The 24,994-nt window shown below is 40.8% G+C and carries 26 protein-coding genes, 1 tRNA gene and 1 other RNA gene; 20 read left to right on the top strand and 8 right to left on the bottom strand.

The annotated features are described in order from the left end of the window. The first annotated feature begins 181 nt into the window (after positions 1 to 181). Both glyS and ACLNCV_RS02640 read left to right on the top strand, forming a co-directional pair. A complete protein-coding gene (gene glyS, locus ACLNCV_RS02645; protein WP_424844832.1) occupies positions 182 to 2,218 on the top strand; it encodes a glycine--tRNA ligase subunit beta in 2,037 nt (678 codons plus the stop codon). A 41-nt stretch (positions 2,219 to 2,259) separates the two neighbouring features. After that, positions 2,260 to 2,517: a DUF896 family protein gene (locus ACLNCV_RS02640; RefSeq protein ID WP_000371291.1), complete on the top strand. Its 258-nt coding sequence runs from the start codon at positions 2,260 to 2,262 to the stop codon at positions 2,515 to 2,517. 115 nt (positions 2,518 to 2,632) lie between these two features. Here ACLNCV_RS02640 and ACLNCV_RS02635 read toward each other — a convergent pair whose 3' ends face one another. Genes ACLNCV_RS02635 through ACLNCV_RS02625 form a run of 3 tightly spaced genes read right to left on the bottom strand, consistent with a single transcriptional unit; the run spans position 2,633 to position 5,484 of the window. Beyond that, positions 2,633 to 3,877 (bottom strand): NAD(P)H-dependent oxidoreductase, encoded by a 1,245-nt coding sequence (locus tag ACLNCV_RS02635; RefSeq protein ID WP_049500118.1) that lies wholly within the window; start codon positions 3,875 to 3,877, stop codon positions 2,633 to 2,635. A gap of 18 nt (positions 3,878 to 3,895) precedes the next feature. Continuing rightward, positions 3,896 to 4,501 carry an NADPH-dependent FMN reductase gene (locus ACLNCV_RS02630; protein WP_000915951.1) on the bottom strand — a complete coding sequence of 202 codons (606 nt, stop codon included), beginning with the start codon at positions 4,499 to 4,501 and terminating at the stop codon, positions 3,896 to 3,898. A 59-nt stretch (positions 4,502 to 4,560) separates the two neighbouring features. Beyond that, complete coding sequence (locus ACLNCV_RS02625; protein ID WP_084926630.1) at positions 4,561 to 5,484, bottom strand: FAD:protein FMN transferase; 924 nt, start codon at positions 5,482 to 5,484, stop codon at positions 4,561 to 4,563. Between the two features lie 310 nt (positions 5,485 to 5,794). Between ACLNCV_RS02625 and nox the strand changes: the two genes are divergently transcribed. The 3 genes from nox to pdxT all read left to right on the top strand — a co-directional run bounded on the left by nox (position 5,795) and on the right by pdxT (position 8,783). Continuing rightward, complete coding sequence (nox, locus tag ACLNCV_RS02620) at positions 5,795 to 7,174, top strand: H2O-forming NADH oxidase (protein ID WP_084926629.1); 1,380 nt, start codon at positions 5,795 to 5,797, stop codon at positions 7,172 to 7,174. A 151-nt stretch (positions 7,175 to 7,325) separates the two neighbouring features. Continuing rightward, on the top strand, positions 7,326 to 8,201 hold the full coding sequence (gene pdxS, locus ACLNCV_RS02615; RefSeq protein WP_000138517.1) for a pyridoxal 5'-phosphate synthase lyase subunit PdxS: 876 nt from the start codon (positions 7,326 to 7,328) through the stop codon (positions 8,199 to 8,201). Beyond that, the gene (pdxT, locus tag ACLNCV_RS02610; protein ID WP_084926628.1) at positions 8,202 to 8,783 is read left to right on the top strand and encodes a pyridoxal 5'-phosphate synthase glutaminase subunit PdxT; all 582 of its coding nucleotides are present in this window, start codon (positions 8,202 to 8,204) and stop codon (positions 8,781 to 8,783) included. 20 nt (positions 8,784 to 8,803) lie between these two features. Here pdxT and trhA read toward each other — a convergent pair whose 3' ends face one another. Then, a complete protein-coding gene (gene trhA, locus ACLNCV_RS02605; RefSeq protein ID WP_261125990.1) occupies positions 8,804 to 9,451 on the bottom strand; it encodes a PAQR family membrane homeostasis protein TrhA in 648 nt (215 codons plus the stop codon). Next, complete coding sequence (locus ACLNCV_RS02600) at positions 9,448 to 9,894, bottom strand: DUF1836 domain-containing protein (protein ID WP_261125991.1); 447 nt, start codon at positions 9,892 to 9,894, stop codon at positions 9,448 to 9,450. The genes trhA and ACLNCV_RS02600 overlap by 4 nt, the downstream gene beginning before the upstream one ends. 134 nt (positions 9,895 to 10,028) lie before the next feature. On the opposite strand from ACLNCV_RS02600, the gene ACLNCV_RS02595 reads away from it, so the two are divergent. The 7 genes from ACLNCV_RS02595 to trxB all read left to right on the top strand — a co-directional run bounded on the left by ACLNCV_RS02595 (position 10,029) and on the right by trxB (position 14,381). Next, positions 10,029 to 10,523, top strand: a complete 495-nt coding sequence (locus tag ACLNCV_RS02595) for a GNAT family N-acetyltransferase (protein ID WP_261125993.1) — start codon at positions 10,029 to 10,031, stop codon at positions 10,521 to 10,523. Beyond that, entirely contained in the window at positions 10,523 to 11,032 is a 510-nt protein-coding gene (locus tag ACLNCV_RS02590) for a methylated-DNA--[protein]-cysteine S-methyltransferase (protein WP_049487829.1), read from the top strand. The genes ACLNCV_RS02595 and ACLNCV_RS02590 overlap by 1 nt, the downstream gene beginning before the upstream one ends. A 12-nt stretch (positions 11,033 to 11,044) precedes the next feature. Then, on the top strand, positions 11,045 to 11,401 hold the full coding sequence (locus ACLNCV_RS02585) for an arsenate reductase family protein (RefSeq protein ID WP_000889092.1): 357 nt from the start codon (positions 11,045 to 11,047) through the stop codon (positions 11,399 to 11,401). Positions 11,402 to 11,558: 157 nt separating this feature from the next. Continuing rightward, positions 11,559 to 12,359 carry an amino acid ABC transporter permease gene (locus ACLNCV_RS02580; RefSeq protein ID WP_261034498.1) on the top strand — a complete coding sequence of 267 codons (801 nt, stop codon included), beginning with the start codon at positions 11,559 to 11,561 and terminating at the stop codon, positions 12,357 to 12,359. Next, positions 12,359 to 13,102, top strand: a complete 744-nt coding sequence (locus ACLNCV_RS02575) for an amino acid ABC transporter ATP-binding protein (protein ID WP_000590965.1) — start codon at positions 12,359 to 12,361, stop codon at positions 13,100 to 13,102. The genes ACLNCV_RS02580 and ACLNCV_RS02575 overlap by 1 nt, the downstream gene beginning before the upstream one ends. 77 nt (positions 13,103 to 13,179) lie before the next feature. After that, complete coding sequence (locus tag ACLNCV_RS02570) at positions 13,180 to 13,404, top strand: DUF4059 family protein (RefSeq protein ID WP_000926599.1); 225 nt, start codon at positions 13,180 to 13,182, stop codon at positions 13,402 to 13,404. A 65-nt stretch (positions 13,405 to 13,469) separates the two neighbouring features. Then, positions 13,470 to 14,381, top strand: a complete 912-nt coding sequence (gene trxB / locus ACLNCV_RS02565; RefSeq protein ID WP_261125996.1) for a thioredoxin-disulfide reductase — start codon at positions 13,470 to 13,472, stop codon at positions 14,379 to 14,381. Between the two features lie 235 nt (positions 14,382 to 14,616). On the opposite strand, the gene rlmB is transcribed toward trxB, so the two are convergent. After that, the gene (gene rlmB, locus ACLNCV_RS02560; RefSeq protein WP_000855758.1) at positions 14,617 to 15,345 is read right to left on the bottom strand and encodes a 23S rRNA (guanosine(2251)-2'-O)-methyltransferase RlmB; all 729 of its coding nucleotides are present in this window, start codon (positions 15,343 to 15,345) and stop codon (positions 14,617 to 14,619) included. 44 nt (positions 15,346 to 15,389) lie between these two features. Then, positions 15,390 to 16,001 carry a peptide deformylase gene (gene def / locus ACLNCV_RS02555; protein ID WP_261073280.1) on the bottom strand — a complete coding sequence of 204 codons (612 nt, stop codon included), beginning with the start codon at positions 15,999 to 16,001 and terminating at the stop codon, positions 15,390 to 15,392. A gap of 174 nt (positions 16,002 to 16,175) precedes the next feature. Here def and ACLNCV_RS02550 point away from each other — a divergent pair, with 174 nt between their 5' ends. The 5 genes from ACLNCV_RS02550 (at position 16,176) to ACLNCV_RS02530 (ending at position 20,991) form a co-directional block, all read left to right on the top strand. Beyond that, entirely contained in the window at positions 16,176 to 17,501 is a 1,326-nt protein-coding gene (locus ACLNCV_RS02550; protein WP_424844831.1) for a CapA family protein, read from the top strand. 21 nt (positions 17,502 to 17,522) lie between these two features. Continuing rightward, positions 17,523 to 18,350, top strand: coding sequence for an HAD family hydrolase (locus tag ACLNCV_RS02545; RefSeq protein WP_000153519.1), 828 nt, complete (start codon positions 17,523 to 17,525; stop codon positions 18,348 to 18,350). 1 nt (position 18,351) lies between these two features. Further along, on the top strand, positions 18,352 to 18,987 hold the full coding sequence (locus ACLNCV_RS02540) for an SGNH/GDSL hydrolase family protein (protein WP_000290665.1): 636 nt from the start codon (positions 18,352 to 18,354) through the stop codon (positions 18,985 to 18,987). A 61-nt stretch (positions 18,988 to 19,048) separates the two neighbouring features. Continuing rightward, positions 19,049 to 19,396, top strand: a transfer-messenger RNA (tmRNA) gene (ssrA, locus tag ACLNCV_RS02535). Positions 19,397 to 19,656: 260 nt separating this feature from the next. After that, the gene (locus tag ACLNCV_RS02530; RefSeq protein ID WP_101776655.1) at positions 19,657 to 20,991 is read left to right on the top strand and encodes an Nramp family divalent metal transporter; all 1,335 of its coding nucleotides are present in this window, start codon (positions 19,657 to 19,659) and stop codon (positions 20,989 to 20,991) included. A 78-nt stretch (positions 20,992 to 21,069) separates the two neighbouring features. On the opposite strand, the gene ACLNCV_RS02525 is transcribed toward ACLNCV_RS02530, so the two are convergent. Next, positions 21,070 to 21,157: transfer RNA gene (locus ACLNCV_RS02525), tRNA-Ser, on the bottom strand. 161 nt (positions 21,158 to 21,318) lie between these two features. Between ACLNCV_RS02525 and ACLNCV_RS02520 the strand changes: the two genes are divergently transcribed. Genes ACLNCV_RS02520 through ACLNCV_RS02510 form a run of 3 tightly spaced genes read left to right on the top strand, consistent with a single transcriptional unit; the run spans position 21,319 to position 24,916 of the window. After that, positions 21,319 to 22,059: a DeoR/GlpR family DNA-binding transcription regulator gene (locus tag ACLNCV_RS02520; RefSeq protein ID WP_223330685.1), complete on the top strand. Its 741-nt coding sequence runs from the start codon at positions 21,319 to 21,321 to the stop codon at positions 22,057 to 22,059. Continuing rightward, entirely contained in the window at positions 22,056 to 22,967 is a 912-nt protein-coding gene (pfkB, locus tag ACLNCV_RS02515; RefSeq protein WP_261126003.1) for a 1-phosphofructokinase, read from the top strand. Before ACLNCV_RS02520 ends, pfkB begins: the two co-directional genes overlap by 4 nt. Beyond that, positions 22,964 to 24,916, top strand: coding sequence for a PTS fructose transporter subunit IIABC (locus ACLNCV_RS02510; RefSeq protein WP_424844830.1), 1,953 nt, complete (start codon positions 22,964 to 22,966; stop codon positions 24,914 to 24,916). The genes pfkB and ACLNCV_RS02510 overlap by 4 nt, the downstream gene beginning before the upstream one ends. Positions 24,917 to 24,994 lie beyond the last annotated feature (78 nt).

Raw genomic sequence — 24,994 nt, 5'->3', positions numbered from 1 at the left:
CAGTGTGAGCCTTGAACCAGTTGCCGCAGTGATGAAGGTATCCTTAGTGAAGCTAAGGATACTAGGCAAAATTGGAGACTTTTGGCTCCAATTTTAGCAATGAAACAACGAAGTTGATTGCTTGCGTGCCAATCACATAAGGCAAACTGGAAAATAAAAAGATATTTTTCGGAGAAAAAACATGACAAAAAACTTATTAGTAGAACTCGGTCTTGAAGAATTACCAGCCTATGTTGTTACACCAAGTGAAAAACAACTAGGCGAAAAAATGGCAGCCTTCCTTAAGGAAAACCGCCTGTCTTTTGAAGCTATTCAGACCTTCTCAACACCACGTCGTTTGGCTGTTCGTGTGACTGGTCTTGCAGACAAACAGTCTGATTTGACAGAAGATTTCAAGGGTCCAGCAAAGAAAATTGCCTTGGATAGTGATGGAAACTTCACCAAAGCAGCTCAAGGATTTGTTCGTGGAAAAGGATTGACTGTTGAAGATATCGAATTCCGTGAAATCAAGGGTGAAGAATATGTCTATGTTACCAAGGAAGAAATTGGTCAAGCAGTTGAAGCCATTGTTCCTGGTGTTGTAGATGTCTTGAAGTCCTTGACTTTCCCTGTCAGCATGCACTGGGCTAACAACACCTTTGAATACATCCGCCCTGTTCACACTTTAACTGTTCTTTTAGATGAAGAAGAGTTTGATTTGGATTTCCTTGATATCAAGGGTGATCGTGTGAGCCGTGGTCATCGTTTCTTGGGGAAAGAAACCAAAATTCAGTCAGCATTGAGCTACGAAGAAGACCTTCGTAAGCAGTTTGTAATCGCGGATCCTCGTGAACGTGAGCAAATGATTGTTGACCAAATCAAAGCAATCGAAACTGAGCATGGTGTACGTATCGAAATTGATGCTGATTTGCTTAATGAAGTCTTGAACTTGGTTGAATACCCAACTGCCTTTATGGGAAGTTTTGATGCCAAATACCTTGAAGTTCCGGAAGAAGTCTTGGTGACTTCGATGAAGGAACACCAACGGTACTTTGTTGTCCGTGATCAAGATGGTAAACTCTTGCCAAACTTCATTTCTGTTCGTAATGGAAACGCAGAGCATTTGGAAAATGTCATCAAAGGAAATGAAAAAGTCTTGGTAGCTCGTTTGGAAGACGGTGAATTCTTCTGGCGTGAAGACCAAAAATTGGTTATTTCAGACCTTGTTGAAAAATTAAACAATGTCACCTTCCATGAGAAAATTGGTTCCCTTCGTGAACACATGATTCGTACGGGTCAGATTGCTATTCTCTTGGCAGAAAAAGCTGGTTTGTCAGTGGATGAAACAGTTGACTTAGCACGTGCAGCAGCAATTTACAAGTTTGACTTGTTGACAGGTATGGTTGGTGAGTTTGACGAACTCCAAGGAATTATGGGTGAGAAATATGCCCTTCTTGCTGGGGAAACTCCAGCGGTGGCAGCTGCTATTCGTGAACACTACATGCCTACTTCAGCTGAAGGAGAACTTCCAGAGAGCAAGGTCGGCGCAGTGCTTGCCATTGCAGACAAATTGGATACGATTTTAAGTTTCTTCTCAGTAGGCTTGATTCCATCAGGTTCTAATGACCCTTATGCTCTTCGTCGTGCGACGCAAGGTGTGGTTCGTATCTTGGATGCTTTTGGTTGGCACATTGCTATGGATGAACTGATTGATAGCCTTTATGCTTTAACATTTGACAGCTTGACTTATGAAAATAAGACAGAGGTTATGAACTTTATCAAGGCTCGTGTTGATAAGATGATGGGTTCTACTCCAAAAGACATCAAGGAAGCAGTTCTTGCAGGATCAAACTTTGTTGTGGCAGAGATGTTGGAAGTAGCAAGTACTCTCGTAGAAGCAAGCAAGGAAGAAGACTTCAAACCTTCTGTTGAATCACTTTCTCGTGCCTTTAACTTGGCTGAGAAGGCAGAAGGGTGTGCTTCAGTTGATTCAGCACTTTTTGAGAATGAAGAAGAGAAAGCCTTGGCAGAAGCAGTAGAATCACTTGTTTTGTCAGGGACTGCAAGTCAACAATTGAAACAACTCTTTGCTCTTAGCCCAGTCATTGATGCATTCTTTGAGAATACCATGGTTATGGCTGAAAATGAAGCAGTCCGTCAAAATCGTTTGGCAATCTTGTCACAACTAACCAAGAAAGCAGCTAAGCTCGCTCGTTTTAACCAAATCAATACTAAATAAACTCAGTCAAACGGACTGTATCTTATCACAAAGGAGAAGAAATGGATCCGAAAAAAATCGCTCGTATCAACGAGCTTGCCAAAAAGAAAAAAACAGAAGGCTTAACTTCTGCTGAAAAAGTGGAACAAGCTAAACTTCGTGAGGAGTATATCGAAGGCTATCGTCGCTCTGTTCGTCACCACATTGAAGGAATCAAAATTGTGGACGAAGAAGGAAACGATGTTACACCAGAGAAACTACGTCAAGTCCAACGTGAAAAAGGGTTACATGGCAGAAGTCTTGATGATCCAAATTCATAAGCACTATTCTTTCTTTTAACAAAGATTGGTGAAATCATAATCAAAAGACTAGCAGATACAAACTGCTAGTCTTTTTTGGTTAAAAAAGGAACCAATTTGGTTCCTAAAACTACTATTAGTTGCTTGCTCCAGATGTAGCGTCTGCACCACCACCGTGGCCTCCAGCCTCACCTGCATCAGAAGCTCCAGATGTAGCATCTGCATCACCGTGACCATGTCCGCCAGCAGGAGCTGCAGCATTTCCACCAACTAGACGTTGACCAGTTGTATTGAGGTACCAATCAAGCCATGGTTGGAAGTTGAAGACTATTTCATTGATACCAGCGTATGATCCATCAGGATAGTACATAGCTTGATAGTTGTGAGTATTGATAACCCCTGCAGGAGATCCAGGAACGATTGTACGAACATATTCTTGATCACCATTACGCAGTACACCGACAACCCATTCAACATTTTTCATACGTCCACCGGGAAGTGAGTTATGGACAGTTGAGAGACGGTTACCAGATTGAGATGGTACACGTTTAGCAAACATGGTGTTTGGATCTTGGTGAACATTATTGTAGTATAAGAATTGGTTGTTATCATCTGCAAATGTCAATTCAAATGGCATTGCTTTCAAGAACATATCGATTTGGTTAACAGTTAAGATACCATGATCTAGTTTGACATAGGTATCACCTGAAACCGCACCAGTAATTTCAGCAACTTTTTCAACCCATTCTGGATCATCGGGATCAACTTCTGTGATTGTGGTAGCAATTGGTCTGCCACAATCCAAATCTTCTGGTTCAATTGGTTTTGGTTTTTTCAATTTTGAAACAACTCCTACATATTTTACAAAATTATCCAAGCAAGTTTCGAGGAATTTAACTGTTCCTTCATTCGTGATATTGCCCTCTGCGTCAAAAGCTTCTTTGGCTTTACCAAGAAGGAATTCGTTTCCAGGAAGTGTATAGGCATTGACACCTGGAGCGTCAAGAATCTTACGAAGGTGAACTTGGGCACGAGAAGTACCTTGGTCGTAGTAAGAAGCTCCCACAATCATAACTGGTTTGTTTTCAAATGGATGAACTTCGTATGAAAGCCATTCAAGAACAGATTTAAGAGAAGCTGAGATTGTGTGGTTGTGCTCAGGAGTAGCGATAATGACACCATCAGCACGTGTAATTCTGTTATACAAGAGACGCAATTGGAAGCTTTCGTCCCATTTTTCGTCTTGGTTAAACATTGGAACTTCATCAATTTCGAGAACTTCTAATTCAAATTTGAGTTTGAAGTGACGACGGATGAATTCCAAGAGTTTACGGTTATATGATTGATCGTAGTTTGATCCTACAAGTCCAACAAATTTCATTCTTTTTGGTCTCCTATCTTACAAATTTTCCCAGTCAAAGTCTTCAGCATCTTTGCGAAGTAGAGCTTGTGCGTTGCGCAATTTTTCTGTGATTTTTACAAAGATACGGAAGTCGTCAAAAGTGGCATCCAATTTTTTAATAACATCAAGATCCACTAGGTCTCCACTTGGGTTGAAGGCTTGAAGAGAGTGTGAAAGCAAGAATTCATCAGGAAGGACACTTGCTTTAATTTCTGGAGCATTCAAGATTTGACGAAGTTGTAATTGGGCACGTGATGAACCAAGTGTACCGTAAGAGGCACCTGTAATCATGATTGGTTTGTTCAAAAGTGGATAGATACCATAAGACAACCAAGCAAGAGCGCTCATCAAAACAGCTGGGATAGAGTGGTCATACTCAGGAGTACCAATAATAACGCCATCTGCCTCTTCAATTTTAGCAGCAATTTCTAGGATTTCAGCAGGTACTTGCTTGTCAGCTGGTTTGTTGAAGACAGGAATGTCTTTAATTTCAACAAGTTCAATTTCAGCTTTTTCAGCAAAGTGTTTTTGCATGTATTGAAGCAATTGGCGGTTTGTAGAACGTTTTGAATTTGTTCCAACAATAGCAATAAGTTTTAACATGAGATTTCCTTTCTCTTTTTACATAATACGATTTTAAAACTCCATTGAAACATCTATTTCTATAGAGTAGGAATTCCTGAAGAACAGCTTAGGTGACCTTCCTTATCGATGAGGATAGCTTCGATGCCCTCCAAACTTTCGACTTGCCAGAGGATAGAAGCAGGTCTTTCTCCAAAGAGTCGAGTTGTCCAGATTTCTCCATCAACAGATTTATCAGAGATGATAGTTAGACTTGCTAGTTCCGTTTCAACAGGATATCCTGTTTGGCTGTCAAAAATGTGATGGTAATCTTTTCCATCGACTGTCAGGTGACGTTCATAAATGCCTGAAGTGACGACAGATTGATTGACAACGGGGATGGTCATTAAGTGATTTCCCCGAGGATTGGCTGGGTCTTGAATCCCGATTTGCCAAGGTTGATTTCCTCTTGCCTGATTTTTTCCAATAGTCAGGATATTCCCTCCCAGATTGATCAAGGCAGATGTTACTCCCTCTTCTCTCAGAAATTGGGCAACTTTATCCGCACTATAACCCTTGGCTAAACAACCAAGATCAATCTTCATTCCTTTCTGTTTCAAGAATACAGTGTAAGTAGAAGAATCTAACTCGATAGAATGAGGATTGATTAAAGGAAGTACCGATTCAATTTCTTGAGGTTGTGCGACTTTGGCATCCGAAAAACCGATGCGCCAGGTTTGAATTAAGGGACCAATACTGATGTTGAGATGGCTAGAGGGCGCTAGGCTATGCTCTAAACCAAGTGAAATCAGTTCAAACAGGTCTGGATGAACCTTGACAGGAGCTATTCCAGCTTGATAATTGATTTCCATCAACTCAGATTCTTGGCTATTGGCGTTGAAGCGGTATTCGAGCTCTTTGAGCAAATCAAAGGATTTTTGGAGCAAGATATCTGCTCGCTCATCCACTAATGAAATAGTGATAGTGGTTCCCATTAGCCGTTCGGAATGTGAACTAAGAGGCAAGCTACCAACTCCTTTCTCTTATGAAAAGAAGGCTGAAATATAGTAAATTTATATTAAATTTAACCCCTTACATTTTCTTTCCATGATACTAGCATACCATAAAGTCAGCGTTTTCACAAATAAAATTTGTAAAGTTGTCAAGAAATATGCTCAGAAAATATAAAGAGTAATTGTAAGAAAGGCTGATAAAATACAGATTATTTACACTTTTTTACAAAAAAATCGGGAAAATTAGCTAAACTCTTGTAAACGCTAACAGTAAATGTTATACTAGAAGAGTAAATTTTAAATTAAAGGTAGGAATTTTTCTATGAGTAAAATCGTTGTAGTTGGTGCTAACCACGCTGGTACAGCATGTATTAATACTATGTTGGATAATTTTGGTAATGAGAACGAAATTGTTGTATTCGACCAAAACTCTAACATCTCTTTCCTAGGATGTGGAATGGCCCTTTGGATCGGTGAACAAATTGACGGTGCTGAAGGCTTGTTCTATTCTGATAAAGAAAAATTGGAAGCTAAGGGTGCTAAGGTTTACATGAATTCCCCAGTTCTTTCAATCGACTATGATAACAAAGTAGTTACAGCTGAAGTTGAAGGAAAAGAACACAAAGAATCATACGAGAAATTGATTTTTGCTACGGGTTCTACACCAATCTTGCCACCAATCGAAGGTGTTGAAATTGTTAAAGGAAACCGCGAATTTAAAGCAACTCTTGAAAACGTACAATTCGTGAAATTGTACCAAAATGCTGAAGAAGTTATCAATAAACTTGCTGACAAGAGCCAACACCTCGACCGTATTGCCGTTGTTGGTGGTGGTTACATCGGTGTTGAACTTGCTGAAGCCTTTGAGCGTCTTGGAAAAGAAGTTGTACTTGTTGATATCGTTGATACTGTTTTGAACGGTTACTATGACAAAGACTTCACACAAATGATGGCGAAGAACTTGGAAGACCACAACATTCGCTTGGCTCTTGGTCAAACTGTTAAAGCAATCGAGGGTGACGGTAAAGTTGAACGCTTGATTACTGATAAAGAAACTTTCGATGTGGATATGGTTATCCTTGCAGTTGGTTTCCGTCCAAATACTGCTCTTGCTGATGGTAAGATTGAACTCTTCCGTAACGGTGCTTTCCTTGTAAACAAGAAACAAGAAACTTCACTTCCTGGTGTATTTGCTGTTGGAGACTGTGCGACTGTTTATGACAACGCTCGTAAAGATACAAGCTACATCGCACTTGCTTCAAACGCAGTTCGTACTGGTATTGTTGGTGCTTACAATGCTTGTGGACATGAATTGGAAGGAATCGGTGTTCAAGGTTCAAACGGTATCTCAATCTACGGTCTTCACATGGTTTCAACTGGTTTGACTCTTGAAAAAGCTAAAGCTGCTGGTTACAACGCAACTGAAACAGGATTTAACGATCTTCAAAAACCAGAATTCATGAAACATGATAACCATGAAGTAGCCATCAAGATTGTCTTTGACAAAGATAGTCGTGAAATTCTTGGTGCACAAATGGTTTCACATGACCCTGCGATTAGTATGGGAATTCACATGTTCTCACTTGCTATTCAAGAGCATGTAACAATTGAAAAATTGGCTTTGACTGACCTATTCTTCTTGCCACACTTTAATAAACCATACAACTACATTACAATGGCTGCCCTTACAGCTGAAAAATAAAAATGAATGAACTATCTGGCCTTAAGTTAAGGTCAGATAGTTTTTTAGTCAATCTGTACCCATACAATTATCGTTTTTTTATCTTGTGATTCATTCTAATCTGACTTAAAATTAAATGGTAGCTACCAATACAAATGATGGGGATAAAGAAATGACTGAAAATCGTTATGAATTAAATAAAAACTTAGCACAAATGCTTAAAGGTGGCGTTATCATGGATGTTCAAAATCCTGAACAAGCCCGTATCGCAGAAGCTGCTGGTGCAGCAGCTGTTATGGCCTTGGAGCGGATTCCGGCTGATATTCGTGCAGCTGGTGGGGTTTCCCGCATGAGTGACCCAAAGATGATTAAGGAAATCCAAGAAGCGGTTAGTATTCCAGTAATGGCCAAGGTCAGAATCGGGCATTTTGTTGAGGCTCAGATTTTAGAGGCTATTGAAATTGACTATATCGATGAGAGTGAAGTTCTATCTCCAGCTGACGACCGTTTCCATGTGGACAAGAAAGAATTCCAAGTTCCTTTTGTATGTGGGGCTAAGGACTTGGGTGAAGCCTTGCGTCGTATCGCTGAAGGTGCTTCTATGATTCGTACAAAAGGAGAACCGGGTACGGGGGATATCGTCCAAGCTGTTCGTCATATGCGTATGATGAATCAGGAAATTCGCCGCATTCAAAACCTACGTGAGGACGAACTTTATGTTGCTGCCAAGGACTTGCAAGTCCCTGTAGAATTGGTTCAATACGTCCATGAGCATGGAAAATTGCCAGTTGTAAATTTCGCTGCTGGAGGTGTTGCAACGCCAGCAGATGCTGCGCTGATGATGCAATTAGGGGCAGAGGGTGTCTTTGTCGGTTCAGGTATTTTCAAGTCAGGAGATCCTGTTAAACGAGCGAGTGCTATTGTCAAAGCGGTGACTAATTTCCGAAATCCTCAAATCTTGGCTCAAATCTCTGAAGATTTAGGAGAAGCCATGGTTGGTATCAATGAAAATGAGATCCAAATCCTCATGGCTGAGCGAGGAAAATAGATGAAAATCGGAATATTGGCCTTGCAAGGGGCCTTTGCAGAACATGCAAAAGTGCTAGATCAATTAGGTGTCGAAAGTGTTGAAATCAGAAATTTAGATGATTTTCAGAAACATCAGAGTGATTTGTCGGGATTGATATTACCTGGTGGGGAATCTACAACCATGGGCAAGCTCTTACGTGAGCAGGACATGCTGATTCCCATTCGAGAAGCAATTCTATCTGGCTTGCCAGTATTTGGAACCTGTGCTGGCTTGATTTTGCTAGCTAAGGAAATTGCTTCTCAGGAAGAGAGTCATCTAGGAACCATGGATATGGTGGTCGAGCGCAATGCCTATGGGCGCCAATTAGGAAGTTTCTACACGGAAGCAGAATGTAAGGGAGTCGGTCAGATTCCAATGACTTTTATCCGTGGTCCAATTATCAGCAGTGTTGGAGAAGATGTAGAAATTCTGGCAACAGTTGATAATCAAATCGTTGCTGCTCAAGAAAAAAATATGTTAGTGACCTCTTTTCATCCAGAATTGACTGATGATGTGCGCTTGCACCAGTACTTTATCAATATGTGTAAAGAAAAAAGTTGAGATTGAATTTCTCAACTTTTTTACATGTAATAAACAATGGCAATGTATTGGAGGGCAGACGCAGCTAGGATAAAGAGATGCCAAATCATGTGGAAATAAGGTTTTTTCTTGGCGTAAAATCCAGCCCCAACTGTATAACAGAGTCCACCGCTTACCATGAGACTCCAGAAAATTGGCGTTGTTTGACTGATAATGGCAGGAATGATAGCTAGAACCAACCAGCCCATAATCAGGTAAAGAGCAAGGCTAAATTTCTCATTGACTTTTTTAGCAAAGATTTTATAGAGAATACCAAAGATGGTTGTTCCCCATTGGATGGCAATAATTAGATAGCCAAACCAGTTATTCATTAAGGTCAAGACGACGGGCGTGTATGATCCTGCAATAGCAACATAAATCATAGAATGGTCAATAATTCTCAAGACATATTTGTGGGTTGAACCATAGGCCATAGAGTGATAAATGGTGGATGATAGAAACATGAGAAAGAGACTAATAACGAAAATGGAAACGCCGATAGATGATAAAAATCCGTGTGCCTCATAACTATAGGTGGATGAAATAGGCAGTAAGATGAGCATGATGATTGCACCCACAGCATGGGTCACACTATTAGCAATCTCCTCTCCAAAACTGAGTTGTTTGCTGAGTTTAAGACTGGTGTTCATTGGATTACCTCCTCTTGAGTATGATGGATTAAGTCTAGAGTTTGATGATAGAGTTTAACGGTTTGGCAGCTGGTTTGGATAATGGGGTTAGCTGGATCCATTCCTTGGTTCATGTAGTCCACAAAAGCATCGTAGAGTTGGTCTGAACTGGCTTGACTTTGTAGAGTATTCAGTGTCTGTGCTATTTCTTGAATAGAAAATACAGACTTGAGAGTTGTGATAGCAATCAGACGGGCAATCTGTTGGCGTTGGTATTTTTTCTTGTCAGGCTTTGTCAGGTAACCATGTTTGACATAATTGTTGACCATAGATGCTGTCAGGCCCTTGTCTTTATCTGGAGAGATAGGGGCGCATACCTGATTGACATAGAGTAAAACCTGGTCCAGATAGAGGTCAATGTTTGGAATTTCTGCCCATTTTGGGTAGGAAAAGGTAGTTTTCATTTCCAACTCCTTTTTATCTAGTTTTAATAACTAGATTATAAAATAATAAAAACAGAAAGTCAAGTTTTAACTGCTTGTAGAAAGACTTAAATTATGCTATGATGGGAGAAACTAGTCAGAAATGAGGAGAAAAGATGGAGATTCGTTTAGCTTTTCCAAATGAAGTAGATGCCATCATGCAGGTGATGGAAGATGCTAAAAAATGTTTAGCAGAAGCTGGTAGTGACCAGTGGCAAAATGGCTATCCAAATGCTGATATTATTATTGAAGATATTATCTCAGGTCAAGCCTACGTAGCCTTGGAAGAGGGAGAACTACTAGCTTATGCAGCTGTGACCAAGAGTCCAGAGGCAGCCTATGAAGCCATTTATGAAGGAAAATGGCAAGCTGGAGAGTCAGAGTACATAGTCTTTCACCGTATTGCTGTGGCAGCAGATGTCCAGGGACAAGGAGTTGCTCAAACCTTCTTAGAGGGCTTGATTGAAGGTTTTGACTATCTTGATTTTCGCTCAGATACGCATGCTGAAAACAAAGCTATGCAACATATTTTTGAAAAACTTGGTTTTAAACAGGTTGGTAAGGTTCCAGTTGATGGCGAACGCTTGGCCTATCAAAAATTGAAGAAATAATGCAAAAGAAGTACGTAAAAATGCGCTACTTTTCGCCAATAGGAACCTTGTCTTTGGTTGCCGACGAGCAACATCTGTATGGCATTTGGGTGCAGGAGCAGAAGCATTTTGAGAGGGGACTAGGGTATGAAATAATAGAAGAAGTTGTTAGTCATCCCATTTTAGACCCAGTTATTGCTTGCTTAGATGCTTACTTTAAAGGCAAGCCTCAGGATTTATCCAACCTGCCCTTGGCTCCAATCGGAACGGATTTTGAAAAGCGAGTTTGGTCCTATTTACAGGAAATTCCTTATGGTCAGACAGTGACCTATGGACAAATAGCCCAAGACCTGCAAGTGGCTTCTGCCCAAGCAATTGGTGGAGCAGTGGGGCGCAATCCGTGGTCTATCCTAGTACCTTGTCATCGGGTGCTGGGAGCGGGCAAGCGTCTGACAGGTTATGCTGCAGGAGTGGAAAAGAAAGCTTGGCTCTTGGAGCATGAAGACGCAGATTTTAAAGATATAAAATAGAAAGTAAAAGACATGTTAGAATTTATCGAATACCCAAAATGTTCAACTTGTAAAAAAGCAAAACAAGAATTAAATCAACTCGGTGTGGACTATAAAGCCGTCCACATCGTCGAAGAAACACCTAGCCAAGAAGTTATTTTAAACTGGCTAGAGACCTCAGGTTTCGAGTTGAAGCAATTTTTCAACACCAGTGGGATCAAATACCGTGAATTAGGGCTGAAAGATAAGGTAGGAAGCCTGTCAAACCAAGAAGCGGCTGAGTTGCTAGCAAGTGACGGTATGTTGTTAAAACGACCCATTTTAGTAGAAAATGGAACTGTTAAGCAAATCGGTTATCGAAAACCTTATGAAGAATTGGGATTGAAATAGTTTTTATCTATCTCTTTGATAGATAAAATATATAACCTCCCTGTTTCAAAGTATGATAAACTAGTAGGTAGACAAAGTCTGTACCTGACCGTAGCAAATAATTTCATTGACGGCAGAAGTATGGTAGAATGAATCATTATCAGGAGAGGATGTTTTTATGAATGTTACAACGATTTTAGCATCAGATTGGTACCAAAACTTGATGCAATTGATTCCGGATGGCAAGCTTTTTAGCTTGCGTTCGGTCTTTGATGGAATCCCGAGAATTGTCCAACAACTTCCAATAACGATTATGTTGACCATTGGTGGTGCTCTTTTTGGCTTGGTTTTGGCGCTTCTTTTTGCCATTGTGAAGATCAATCGTGTCAAAATTTTATACCCCTTGCAGGCCTTCTTTGTTAGCTTCTTAAAAGGGACACCGATTTTGGTGCAACTCATGTTGACCTACTACGGAATTCCTTTGGCTTTGAAAGCTCTCAATCAGCAATGGGGAACTGGTTTCAATATCAATGCGATTCCAGCCGCTGCTTTTGCAATTGTCGCCTTTGCCTTTAATGAAGCAGCTTATGCTAGTGAAACCATTCGTGCAGCCATTCTCTCAGTCAATCCTGGTGAGATTGAGGCGGCACGCAGTCTGGGGATGACCCGAGCGCAAGTTTATCGTCGCGTGATTATTCCAAATGCGGCCGTTGTGGCGACTCCAACCTTAATCAATTCCCTAATCGGCTTGACCAAAGGAACTTCTCTAGCCTTTAGTGCGGGTGTTGTGGAAGTCTTTGCCCAAGCTCAGATTTTGGGTGGAGCTGATTACCGCTACTTTGAACGCTTTATCTCCGTTGCCCTTGTTTATTGGGTAGTCAATATCGGAATTGAAAGCCTTGGTCGTTTCATCGAGAGAAAAATGGCTATTTCTGCACCCGATACAGTGCAAGCAGATGTGAAAGGAGACCTTCGTTAATGATTAAGATTTCGAATTTAAGCAAATCCTTTTCAGGACAGACTGTCTTGGATCATCTGGACTTAGATATTCAAAAAGGGGAAGTTGTAGCCTTGATTGGTTCTTCAGGAGCTGGAAAATCAACCTTCCTTCGCAGTCTCAATTATCTTGAAACACCTGACAGTGGCTCTATTCAGATTGATGATTTCTCAGTTGATTTTTCTAAAATCACTCAAGAAGAAATCCTTGCCCTACGCCGTAAGCTGTCTATGGTTTTCCAACAGTTTAATTTGTTTGAACGCCGCACGGCACTTGATAATGTGAAAGAAGGCTTGGTTGTTGTCAAGAAATTATCTGACCAAGAAGCAACTAAGATTGCCAAGGAAGAGTTGGCTAAGGTTGGGCTTTCTGACCGTGAAAACCATTACCCTCGACATTTATCAGGTGGACAAAAGCAACGGGTTGCCTTAGCGCGTGCACTCGCTATGAAACCAGATGTCTTGCTCTTAGACGAACCAACTTCAGCCCTTGACCCAGAATTGGTTGGTGAAGTAGAAAAATCTATTGCAGATGCTGCTAAGTCAGGTCAAACCATGATTTTGGTTAGTCATGATATGTCCTTTGTAGCCCAAGTAGCTGATAAGATTCTCTTCTTAGATAAGGGGAAAATCATTGAGTCTGGAACACCGGATGAGATTATCCACCATCCTAAAGAAGAGCGGACAAAAGAATTCTTCGCTAGTTACAAACGGACTTATATTTGATATAATAGATAAAGGAAAACTCAGTTAGCTGGACTAGCTGAGTTTACTCTTTAAAAAAGATAGAAATGAGAGAAATCATGCTACTTCAACTATTTTCTTTATATTTTGAGAGTTTGATCTTGACCACCATCCTCGTCCTGATTTTTTTAGGGATTTGGATTGGACTGAGAGCCATGTCGGGAGTTGATAAGACAGCCAAGGCTCGCCAAGCCCATCTCTATGATATGATTATGATTGGGGTCTTGGTTGTTCCAGTATTATCCTTTGCGGTTATGAGTTTAATTCTTGTTTTCAAGGCATAATCCTTGCATGATTGACAAGAAAGAGTTAGAATAAAGATAGTTACAACAAGAAAGAAGGAATCTATATGTACGATACTATTATTATCGGTGCTGGACCTGCAGGGATGACTGCAGCCTTGTATGCTGCTCGAAGCAATCTAAAAGTTGCTCTTATTGAAGGTGGTCTGCCAGGTGGTCAGATGAATAATACATCTGATATTGAAAATTACCCTGGATACGCTAATATTAGTGGGCCAGAATTGGCTGAAAAGATGTTTGAACCGCTTGAAAATCTTGGTGTTGAGCACATTTATGGCTATGTTGAAAATATCGAAGACCATAGTGATTTTAAGAAAGTGATGACTGATGATCAAACATATGAAACACGTACAGTTATCGTAGCAACTGGTTCTAAACACCGTCCTTTGGGAGTACCTGGAGAAGAAGAACTGAACAGTCGTGGTGTTTCCTACTGTGCCGTGTGTGATGGTGCTTTCTTCCGTGACCAAGATTTGTTAGTAGTTGGAGGTGGAGATTCGGCTGTTGAAGAAGCCCTCTTCTTGACTCGTTTTGCCAAGACTGTTACCATTGTTCACCGTCGTGACCAACTTCGTGCCCAAAAAGTTTTACAAGACCGCGCCTTTGCGAATGAGAAAATCAGCTTTATCTGGGATTCTGTAGTGAAGGAAATCAAGGGTGAAAACCGAGTAGAATCTGTTGTATTTGAAAATGTGAAAACAGGTCAAGTGACAGAACAAGCTTTCGGTGGTGTCTTTATCTATGTTGGTTTGGACCCTCTTAGCGATTTTGTTAAAGAATTAAATATTCAAGATCAGGCAGGTTGGATTGTGACAGATAACCACATGAAAACTGCAGTTGACGGTATCTTTGCGGTTGGAGATGTTCGCTTGAAAGACCTTCGCCAAGTAACAACAGCAGTTGGAGATGGAGCTATCGCTGGTCAAGAAGCTTACAAGTTTATCACCGAACATAGTTAATACACTTCGAAAATCTCTTCAAACCACGTCAGCTTCGCTTTGCCGTAGGTATGGATACTGACTTCGTCAGTTCTATCCACAACCTCAAAACAGTGTTTTGAGCTGACTTCATCAGTCTTATCTACAATCTTAAAGCAGTGCTTTGAGCTGTCTATAGCTAGCTTCATAGTTTGCTCTTTGATTTTCATTGAGTATAATCATAAAAAAGTTTCCAATCAGATGACTGGAAACTTTTTTATAGTCTATTTCGAAAAACTTCGTACATGAGAATGGCTGCAGCAACACTGGCATTGAGGCTTTGAACATGCCCATTCATAGGTATGGTAATCATCTCATCAACCTGTTTTTTGATGTTGCTAGAGATGCCTTTTCCTTCATTTCCGATGATGAGGGCAATTTTCCCTTTTGTATTCCACTTGTGGCAAGGAGTACCGTTCATATCCGTTCCAAAGGTCCAGAAGCCTTCATCCTTAAGTTTATCTAAGGTTTGACTGAGATTGGTCACTCGGGCGATTGGAACATGCTCAATAGCACCTGTGGCCGTTTTGGCAACGACAGGAGTAACTCCGACAGCACGGTGCTTGGGAATGATGACACCTGAAACATTGGTCGCATCGGCTGTTCTCAAGATTGAACCCAAATTATGGGGATCAGTTAACCCGTCCAGAATCAATAGCAAAGGATTTTCTTCTTGACGCGTTTTTGCAAGGATATGCTCTAGCTCGCTATAGGCAAATTCAGATACTCGTAGAACAAAACCTTGGTGGACAGCGCCTTCAGTCATCTCAGAGAGGGATTTTTTTGAAGTCCAAGAAATGGACACCTTCTTTTCTGTAGCCAGTTCCTTGACTTTCTCAACGTTCTTACCTCGGAGATCTTCTTGGAGGTAGAGTTTGTTGCCAGTATTTGCAAGGAGGGCTTCGGTAACGGCGTGGACGCCATAGACAATATCATTTGTTTTCATGCCTCTATTATAACACAAAACCCCGTCTTGCAACGGGATTTTCTTTATTCTAGAATTAGTAAACCATCTTTAACTGCAAATGGGTCTTTTTCATTGATGCGATCGTAAAACATGATTCCGTTAATGTGGTCAATTTCATGTTGAACAACGATGGAGTTGTAGCCTTTGAGTTTGATACGGTGTTTTTCGCCATCCTTGTCAAAGTAGTCAACAGTAACGCGAGCATGGCGGACTACATAGCCAGGCACGTTGCGGTCAACAGACAGACAACCTTCTCCTTCACCAAGAGCAGCATCTTGAACAGAGTGAGAGACGATTTTTGGATTGTACATAATAGCTTGCAAGTCGTAAGCTTCCTCTGGAGTTTCGCCTTCTTCGACAATGTTTGGCACCAAAACAGCGATAATACGTTTTGAGATATCTACTTGAGGGGCAGCAAGTCCAACCCCACCGCGGAGTCCCATTTTTTCAGCCATGACAGGATCTTGGGAATGTTTAAGGAATTGCATCATCTTTTCGCCAAGAATGATTTCTTGATCAGATAGGGGGAAAGTAACTTCCTCAGCAACTGCGCGAAGAGTCGGATTCCCCTCGCGGATAATATCGTTCATATCAATTAAGTGAGCAGCTTTTGTAATACGTTCTATAGCAGACATTTTCTCTCCTTTCATTACATCTACATGATATCACAAAATGACAAGGATTGAAAGCATTACGGCATTAAGCTTTTTTAGAAATTTACTAGCAAGTTGAATTCAATTGTGAAAGAATTACTTATCTGTGATATAATAAAAAGAAAAGGCTTGCATAAGAAAGCAGGGAGAATGAAGATGCAGAGAAGACAAGATAGATATAAACGTGGACCAGTTTTTCATTTTGTGAGAGGCTTTGTAAACTTTTTTAGGAGTTATCGCAAGTGGAGTAATAAGGGATTTGTGGCGATACTCTTGCTAGCAGTTGCTTTATCAATGGGCTTGGTCTTGTTGTTTGAAAGCTTCCAAGGAATCCCTTTAACCAGTCATAAAAAGGATGCCATTTCTCAAGAAGCAAATAAGACGAATCAAAATGCTAAAGATCAGGAAGATGAAAAAACTGCCAGAATTATGGCTAACGGTGACCTCCTCTATCATATTCCCATCTATCGTTCCGCGTTAAAAGAAGATGGTACCTATGATTTTCATGAAAATTTTGATTATGTGAAACCATGGCTCAAACAAGCAGACTTGATTATAGGTGATTTTGAAGGTACGGTAAACAAGGACCACTATTTGGCAGGTTATCCTCTCTTTAATGCACCTAGCGAAGTTATGGATGCCATCAAGGATGCTGGTTATCAAGTATTAGACTTGGCGCATAACCATATCCTAGATTCACAAATAGAAGGTGTGGTTTCAACAGCAGATGCTATTGAAAAGGCAGGAATGACACCTATTGGTGTGTATACGCATGAGTCTCGTGATCAAGCTCCTCTTGTAATTAAGGAAGTGAACGGTATCAAGGTTGCACTTTTGGCCTATTCTTATGGTTTTAACGGAATTGAGCAAAGTATTTCTCAAGAAGACTATGATCGCTATCTTTCAGATCTAAATGAAGACAAGATGAAGGCTGAAATTGAACGGGCAGAGAAGGAAGCGGATATCACCATTATTATGCCTCAGATGGGTGTGGAGTATCGCTTAGAACCAACTGAAGAACAAAAGGCTCTTTATCACAAGATGATTGATTGGGGAGCTGATATTATCTTTGGAGGACACCCTCACGTAGTTGAACCATCTGAAACGATTGAAAAAGATGGAGACAAGAAACTCATTATCTATTCAATGGGGAACTTCATTTCCAATCAACGAATTGAAACCATGCAAGATGAAGAGAATGCTAAGTGGACAGAGCGTGGCGTGCTCATGGATGTGACTGTTAAGAAAAAAGCCGGTAAGACGACAATCGAAACTGCCAAAGCGCATCCTTCTTGGGTAAACCGTACACCAAAAGGAACCTATTCTCCAGAAGGTTATCCACTATTCCTATACCAAACTTATATCTTAGAAGATTTTATCGAGGGTGGTAGTCATCGTGACCAGTTAGATGAAGCGACTAAGGAACGAATTGATACAGCCTACAAAGAAATGAACGAACATGTGGGATTGAAGTGGGACTAACTTTAATCCAGAGGAAAGTAAATGACGATTAAAGTAATTGCGACAGATATGGATGGGACCTTGTTGGATGCTAGAGGCCAACTTGATCTCCCACGCTTGGAAAAGATTTTAGATCAGTTGGATCAAAGGGGGATTCGTTTTGTCATCGCGACGGGCAATGAAATTCACCGCATGAGGCAACTACTGGAGCACTTGGTCGATCGAGTAGTTCTGGTTGTTGCCAATGGTGCTCGTATTTTTGAAAACAATGAACTGATTCAGGCTCAGACTTGGGATGATGCCATTGTCGATAAGGCTTTGGCTCATTTTAAGGGTCGAGCGTGTCAGGATCAGTTTGTTGTAACGTCTATGAAGGGTGGTTTCGTCAAAGAAGGTACGATTTTTACAGACCTTGAAAGTTTTATGACTCCAGAAATGATTGAAAAATTCTACCAACGGATGCAATTTGTGGACGAATTAACCTCTGACCTCTTTGGTGGTGTGCTCAAGATGAGTATGGTTGTTGGTGAGGAACGTTTGAGTTCGGTCTTGGAAGAAATCAATGACCTCTTTGATGGCCGTGTTCGTGCTGTATCGAGTGGCTATGGTTGCATTGATATCCTTCAAGCTGGAATTCATAAAGCATGGGGCTTGGAAGAATTACTCAAGCGCTGGGACTTGACCTCCCAACAAATCATGGCTTTTGGTGACAGTGAAAATGATGTTGAAATGCTTGAAATGGCTGGAATTGCCTATGCGATGGAAAATGCTGATGATAAAGCCAAAGCTGTGGCTACTGCTCTAGCGCCAGCCAATAGCCAAGGAGGAGTTTATCAAATCTTGGAAAACTGGTTAGAAAAAGGAGAATGAAGTGGCAGTACAGTTATTAGAAAATTGGTTACTAAAGGAACAAGAAAAAATCCAAACCAAGTATCGTCACTTAAATCAGGTTTCTGTTGTAGAGCCAGACATTCTTTTTATTGGGGATTCTATTGTCGAATATTATCCTCTGCAGGAACTATTTGGGACTTCGAAGACGATTGTCAATCGAGGCATTCGAGGGTATCAGACAGGGCTGTTATTAGAAAATCTAGATGCGCATCTGTACGGTGGGGCAGTAGATAAAATTGTCCTTTTGATTGGGACAAATGATATCGGAAAAGATGTGCCTGTGAATGAGGCTCTCAATAACCTCGAAGCTATCATACAATCCATTGCTCGCGATTATCCATTGACTGAGATTAAATTGCTTTCTATTTTGCCAGTCAATGAGGGAGAAGAGTACAAGCAGACAGTCTATATCCGCACGAATGAAAAAATTCAGAAATGGAATCAAGCCTATCAAGAGCTTGCTTCTGCCTATATGCAGGTAGAATTTGTGCCAGTTTTTGATAGTTTGACAGACCAGGCAGGTCAACTCAAAAAAGATTATACAACTGATGGGTTGCACCTTAGTGTTGCTGGTTATCAGGTTTTGACAAAATCTTTGAAAGACTATCTTTTGTAGTTAATTGCTTTCCTTTTTGCATTTTTGTGTTAGATAAGGTATAATGGTTTTATTGTCTTTTGGGGTCGTTACGGATTCGACAGGCATTATGAGGCATATTTTGCGACTCGTGTGGCGACGTAAACGCTCAGTTAAATATAACTGCAAAAAATAACACTTCTTACGCTCTAGCTGCCTAAAAACCAGCAGGCGTGACCCGATTTGGATTGCTCGTGTTCAATGACAGGTCTTATTATTAGCGAGATACGATCAAGTCTTGTCTAGCGGCTTGATAAGAGATTGATAGACTCGCGGTTTCTAGGCTTGAGTTATGTGTCGAGGGACTGTTAAACGAATACATAACCTATGGTTGTAGACAAATATGTTAGCAGATGTTTGGACGTGGGTTCGACTCCCACCGGCTCCATTGATAATTTACATTGTTTTGTAAATCTTTCTAAAACGTTGTTTTTACAACGTTTTTTATTTTATTCTTTGGTATTCTTTTGCAAAAAAAGAATACAACATTTAGTTTTCATTTTTGTGTTATAATTAAGGTGCCTTAAGAAAAATAATGAAAAAACTAAATGTTTTTCATATAGTTTTCATTGTTTTAATAGTTTAAAGTCAATCTTATTTTTCTCTAATAGAAAATAATGAAAAAGTAGGTTTAGAAAGAGGTAAGTATCTATGTCTTCTCATAAAAAAGTGTCACTCTCTGAGATTAATCAATCTATCGATACTCCAAATAACAATCATTTCTGGCAAAATTTAAATGCCTTTTTAGGTCCGGGTGCTCTTGTCGCAGTTGGTTATATGGATCCAGGAAACTGGATTACCAGTGTAGTCGGTGGTGCTTCCTATAAGTATAGTCTCTTGTTTGTTATCTTGATTTCATCTCTCATTGCCATGCAACTTCAGCAGATGGCAGGAAAGCTTGGTATTGTAACCCAGATGGACCTGGCTCAAGCAACGGCTCATCATTCACCTAAATGGCTTCGTTATAGTCTATGGGTGATTTTAGAATTAGCCTTGATGGCGACAGATCTGGCAGAAGTTCTAGGTTCAGCGATTGCTCTCAATCTTCTCTTTAAGATTCCGATTATGATAGCAATTCTCTTGACCGTGTTGGATGTTTTTCTCTTATTGCTTCTGATGAAATTTGGCTTTAAGAAGATTGAAGCTATTGTGACAACACTGATTTTAACCATTCTAGCAATTTTTACCTATCTGGTAGCTTTGTCACATCCAAGCTTCCAAGGAATCGTTGAGGGTTATCTACCGAATGCAACCTTATTTGAAAGTCCCTTGCCAGGTCATGAAAGTCAATTAACTTTAGCTCTGGGGATTGTAGGTGCGACGGTTATGCCTCATAACCTCTATTTGCATTCTTCCTTGTCTCAAACTCGGAAAATCAATCACAAGGACAAGGATGATGTTCGAAAAGCGGTGCGCTTTATGACCTGGGATTCAAATCTCCAATTATCCTTGGCCTTTGTGGTTAACTCCCTTCTATTAATTCTCGGGGCGGCTCTCTTTTTCGGCCATGCATCTGAGATTTCTGCCTTCTCTCAAATGTATAATGCCTTGCAGGATTCTACTATTGCAGGAGCTATAGCTAGCTCGACCTTATCAACCTTGTTTGCCTTGGCTTTATTAGCCAGTGGTCAAAATTCGACAATTACGGGTACCTTGACTGGACAAATCGTTATGGAAGGTTTCTTGCATATGAGATTACCTCAATGGTTCATTCGTTTGGCAACTCGTCTCTTTGCCTTGTTGCCTGTCATGATTGTAGCGGTTCTGTTTGGTCATCAGGAAAAAACATTGGATCAGTTATTGGTTTATTCACAAGTCTTTCTTTCGATTGCTCTTCCATTTTCAATCTTCCCACTGATTTATCTAACTTCTAAGAAATCACTGATGGGAGAATTTACCAATGCCAAATGGAATACCATCCTTGGCTATATCGTTTCCATTATCTTAACAATTCTCAATGTGAAATTGTTATTTGATATTTTCTAAGAAATTCACCCGAGTTATAAAACAAGCATATAAGAAAAAAGATACCCAAGATTTCTTGGGTATCTTTTTTAAAATAAACGGAAGACATGGGATTCGAACCCACGCACGCTATTACACGCCTACCGCGTTTCCAACACGGCCTCTTAAGCCTCTTGAGTAATCTTCCAATACTTACTCAAATAGTCTACCATAAAGCCTCTTATCTTGCAATAAAAATTCTGGAAACAAGAAAAATGATAGTTTTTGAAAGAAAATGACAAAAAATGCTTGACTTTGAAAGAAAGTGTGATAGAATGAATAGTGTAAACGATAACAGGAGGTGATTCAGTGTTAAAAACAGAGCGGAAGCAACTGATTCTAGAGGAGTTAAATCAACATCATGTAGTTTCTCTAGAAAAATTAGTTAGTTTGCTAGAAACGTCAGAATCAACGGTTCGAAGAGATTTGGATGAGTTGGAAGCGGAAAACAAGCTTCGTCGCGTGCATGGTGGAGCAGAATTGCCCCATTCCTTGCAGGAAGAAGAAACCATTCAAGAAAAATCTGTCAAAAACCTTCAAGAGAAGAAATTGTTGGCTCAGAAAGCAGCCTCTCTCATTAAGGAACAAGATGTCATCTTTATCGATGCAGGAACAACAACTGCTTTTTTGATTCATGAATTGGTCAATAAGAATGTTACAGTCGTGACCAACTCGATTCACCATGCTGCTCAGTTGGTTGAAAAGCAGATTCCAACTGTCATGGTTGGAGGTGGTGTCAAGATGGCGACGGATGCTAGCATCGGAGGCGTTGCTCTTAACCAAATTAACCAATTGCACTTTGACCGTGCCTTTATCGGGATGAATGGTGTGGACGATGGCTATTATACGACTCCTGATATGGAGGAGGGAGCTGTGAAGCGAGCTATTTTGGAGAATGCCAAACAGACCTATGTCTTGGTGGATTCATCAAAAATTGGACAAACTTGCTTTGCTAAGGTAGCACCACTCAAACGAGCTATTGTTATCACAAGTCAAGGGCATGAGCTCTTGCAGGCTATTAAGGAGAAAACGGAGGTAATAGAAGTATGATTTATACAGTCACACTCAATCCATCCATTGACTATATCGTTCGTTTGGACCAAGTCCAAGTCGGTAGTGTCAATCGTATGGACAGTGATGATAAGTTTGCTGGTGGGAAAGGAATTAATGTCAGTCGTGTCTTGAAGCGCTTAGATATTCCAAATACAGCGACGGGATTTATCGGAGGCTTTACTGGTAAATTTATCACAGATACTTTGGCTGATGAAGCAATCGAGACACGTTTTGTCCAAGTGGCAGAAGATACTCGTATCAATGTTAAAATCAAAGCAGACCAAGAAACAGAAATCAACGGAACGGGTCCAACTGTTGAACCGGCTCAGCTAGAAGAATTGAAAGCTATTCTTTCAAGTTTAACTGCAGAAGACACGGTTGTATTTGCGGGTTCGAGTGCTAAAAACCTAGGAAATGTTATCTACAAGGATTTGATTGCCTTGACACGCAAGACTGGTGCGCAAGTCGTTTGTGACTTTGAAGGACAGACCTTGATTGATAGTTTGGACTACCAGCCACTTTTGGTCAAACCAAACAATCATGAACTTGGAGCAATTTTTGGGGTTAAACTCGAAAGTTTAGATGAAATCGAGAACTATGCTCGTCAGTTACTGGCCAAAGGAGCTCAAAACGTCATTATCTCCATGGCTGGGGACGGTGCCCTTCTTGTTACATCTGAGGGATCTTACTTCGCCAAACCTATTAAGGGAACAGTCAAAAATTCAGTTGGAGCTGGTGATTCTATGGTTGCTGGATTCACAGGTGAATTTGTTAAATCAAAAGACGCAGTAGAAGCCTTCAAATGGGGAGTGGCTTGTGGAACAGCAACTACCTTCTCGGATGACTTGGCAACGGCAGAATTTATTAAAGAAACATATGAAAAAGTTGAGGTAGAAAAAAGATGAAAATTCAAGACCTATTGAGAAAAGATGTCATGTTGCTGGATTTACAGGCGACTGAAAAAACAGCTGTCATTGAAGAGATGATTAAAAGTTTGACAGACCACGGTTATGTCACAGATTTTGAAACCTTTAAAGAAGGAATTTTGGCGCGTGAAGCTTTGACTTCCACTGGTTTGGGTGACGGAATCGCAATGCCTCACAGCAAAAATGCTGCTGTAAAAGAAGCGACTGTTCTCTTTGCTAAGTCAAACAAGGGTGTTGACTATGAAAGTTTAGATGGACAACCAACTGACCTTTTCTTTATGATTGCAGCTCCAGAAGGTGCCAATGATACTCACTTAGCAGCCTTGGCAGAATTGTCTCAATACTTGATGAAAGATGGCTTTGCTGATAAACTTCGTCAAGCAACATCAGCTGACCAAGTTATCGAACTTTTTAACCAAGCTTCAGAAAAAGCTGAGGAGCCAGTTCAAGCACCTACCAATGACTCTGGTGACTTTATCGTGGCTGTTACAGCTTGTACAACAGGTATTGCCCACACTTACATGGCTCAAGAAGCCCTTCAAAAAGTGGCTGCTGAAATGGGTGTTGGAATCAAGGTTGAAACCAACGGTGCTAGCGGTGTTGGAAACCAACTAACTGCTGAGGACATCCGCAAGGCTAAAGCTGTTATCATAGCTGCAGACAAGGCGGTTGAGATGGATCGTTTCGATGGCAAACCATTGATCAATCGTCCAGTTGCTGACGGTATCCGTAAAACAGAAGAGTTAATTAACTTGGCTCTTTCAGGAGATGCTGAAGTTTATCGTGCTGCTAATGGAACAAAAGCTACAACAGCCTCTAACGAAAAACAAAGTCTTGGTGGTGCCTTCTACAAACACTTGATGAGTGGTGTATCGCAAATGTTGCCATTTGTTATTGGCGGTGGTATCATGATTGCCCTTGCCTTCTTGATTGACGGTGCTTTGGGTGTTCCAAATGAAAATCTTGGTAATCTTGGTTCCTACCATGAGCTAGCTTCTATGTTCATGAAAATTGGTGGAGCTGCCTTTGGTTTGATGCTTCCAGTCTTTGCAGGTTATGTTGCCTACTCTATCGCTGAAAAACCAGGTTTGGTAGCAGGTTTCGTGGCTGGTGCTATTGCCAAAGAAGGTTTTGCCTTTGGTAAAATTCCTTATGCCGCAGGTGGTGAAGCAACTTCAACTCTTGCAGGTGTCTCATCTGGTTTCCTAGGTGCCCTTGTTGGTGGATTTATCGCAGGTGCTTTAGTTCTTGCTATCAAGAAATACGTTAAAGTTCCTCGTTCACTTGAAGGTGCAAAATCAATCCTTCTTTTGCCACTTCTTGGAACAATCTTGACTGGATTTGTCATGCTAGCTGTTAATATCCCAATGGCAGCAATCAACACTGCTATGAATGACTTCCTAGGTGGTCTTGGAGGAGGTTCAGCTGTCCTTCTTGGTATCGTTCTTGGTGGTATGATGGCTGTTGACATGGGTGGACCAGTCAACAAAGCTGCCTATGTCTTTGGTACAGGTACGCTTGCAGCAACTGTTTCTTCAGGTGGTTCTGTTGCTATGGCAGCAGTTATGGCTGGAGGAATGGTACCACCACTTGCAATCTTTGTTGCAACTCTTCTTTTCAAAGATAAATTTACTAAAGAAGAACGCAACTCTGGTTTGACAAACATTATCATGGGCTTGTCATTTATCACTGAGGGAGCGATTCCATTTGGTGCAGCCGACCCAGCTCGTGCTATCCCAAGCTTCATCCTTGGTTCAGCAGTAGCAGGTGGCCTCGTTGGTCTTACTGGTATCAAACTCATGGCGCCACACGGAGGAATCTTCGTTATCGCGCTTACTTCAAATGCTCTTCTTTACCTCGTTTCTGTCTTAGTAGGAGCAATCGTAAGTGGTGTGGTCTATGGTTACCTACGCAAACCACAAGCATAAAAAATAGAAAAATGAAAAGATTGGACCGTTTGGTGCAGTCTTTTTCTCTTTCCGAAATGCCTGTGAAATATGGTATAA

It is taken from the genome of Streptococcus sp. CL5.50 (assembly GCF_049738015.1).
Lineage (GTDB): Bacteria > Bacillota > Bacilli > Lactobacillales > Streptococcaceae > Streptococcus > Streptococcus mitis_CA.
This window is presented reverse-complemented; position numbering and strand designations above follow the sequence as displayed.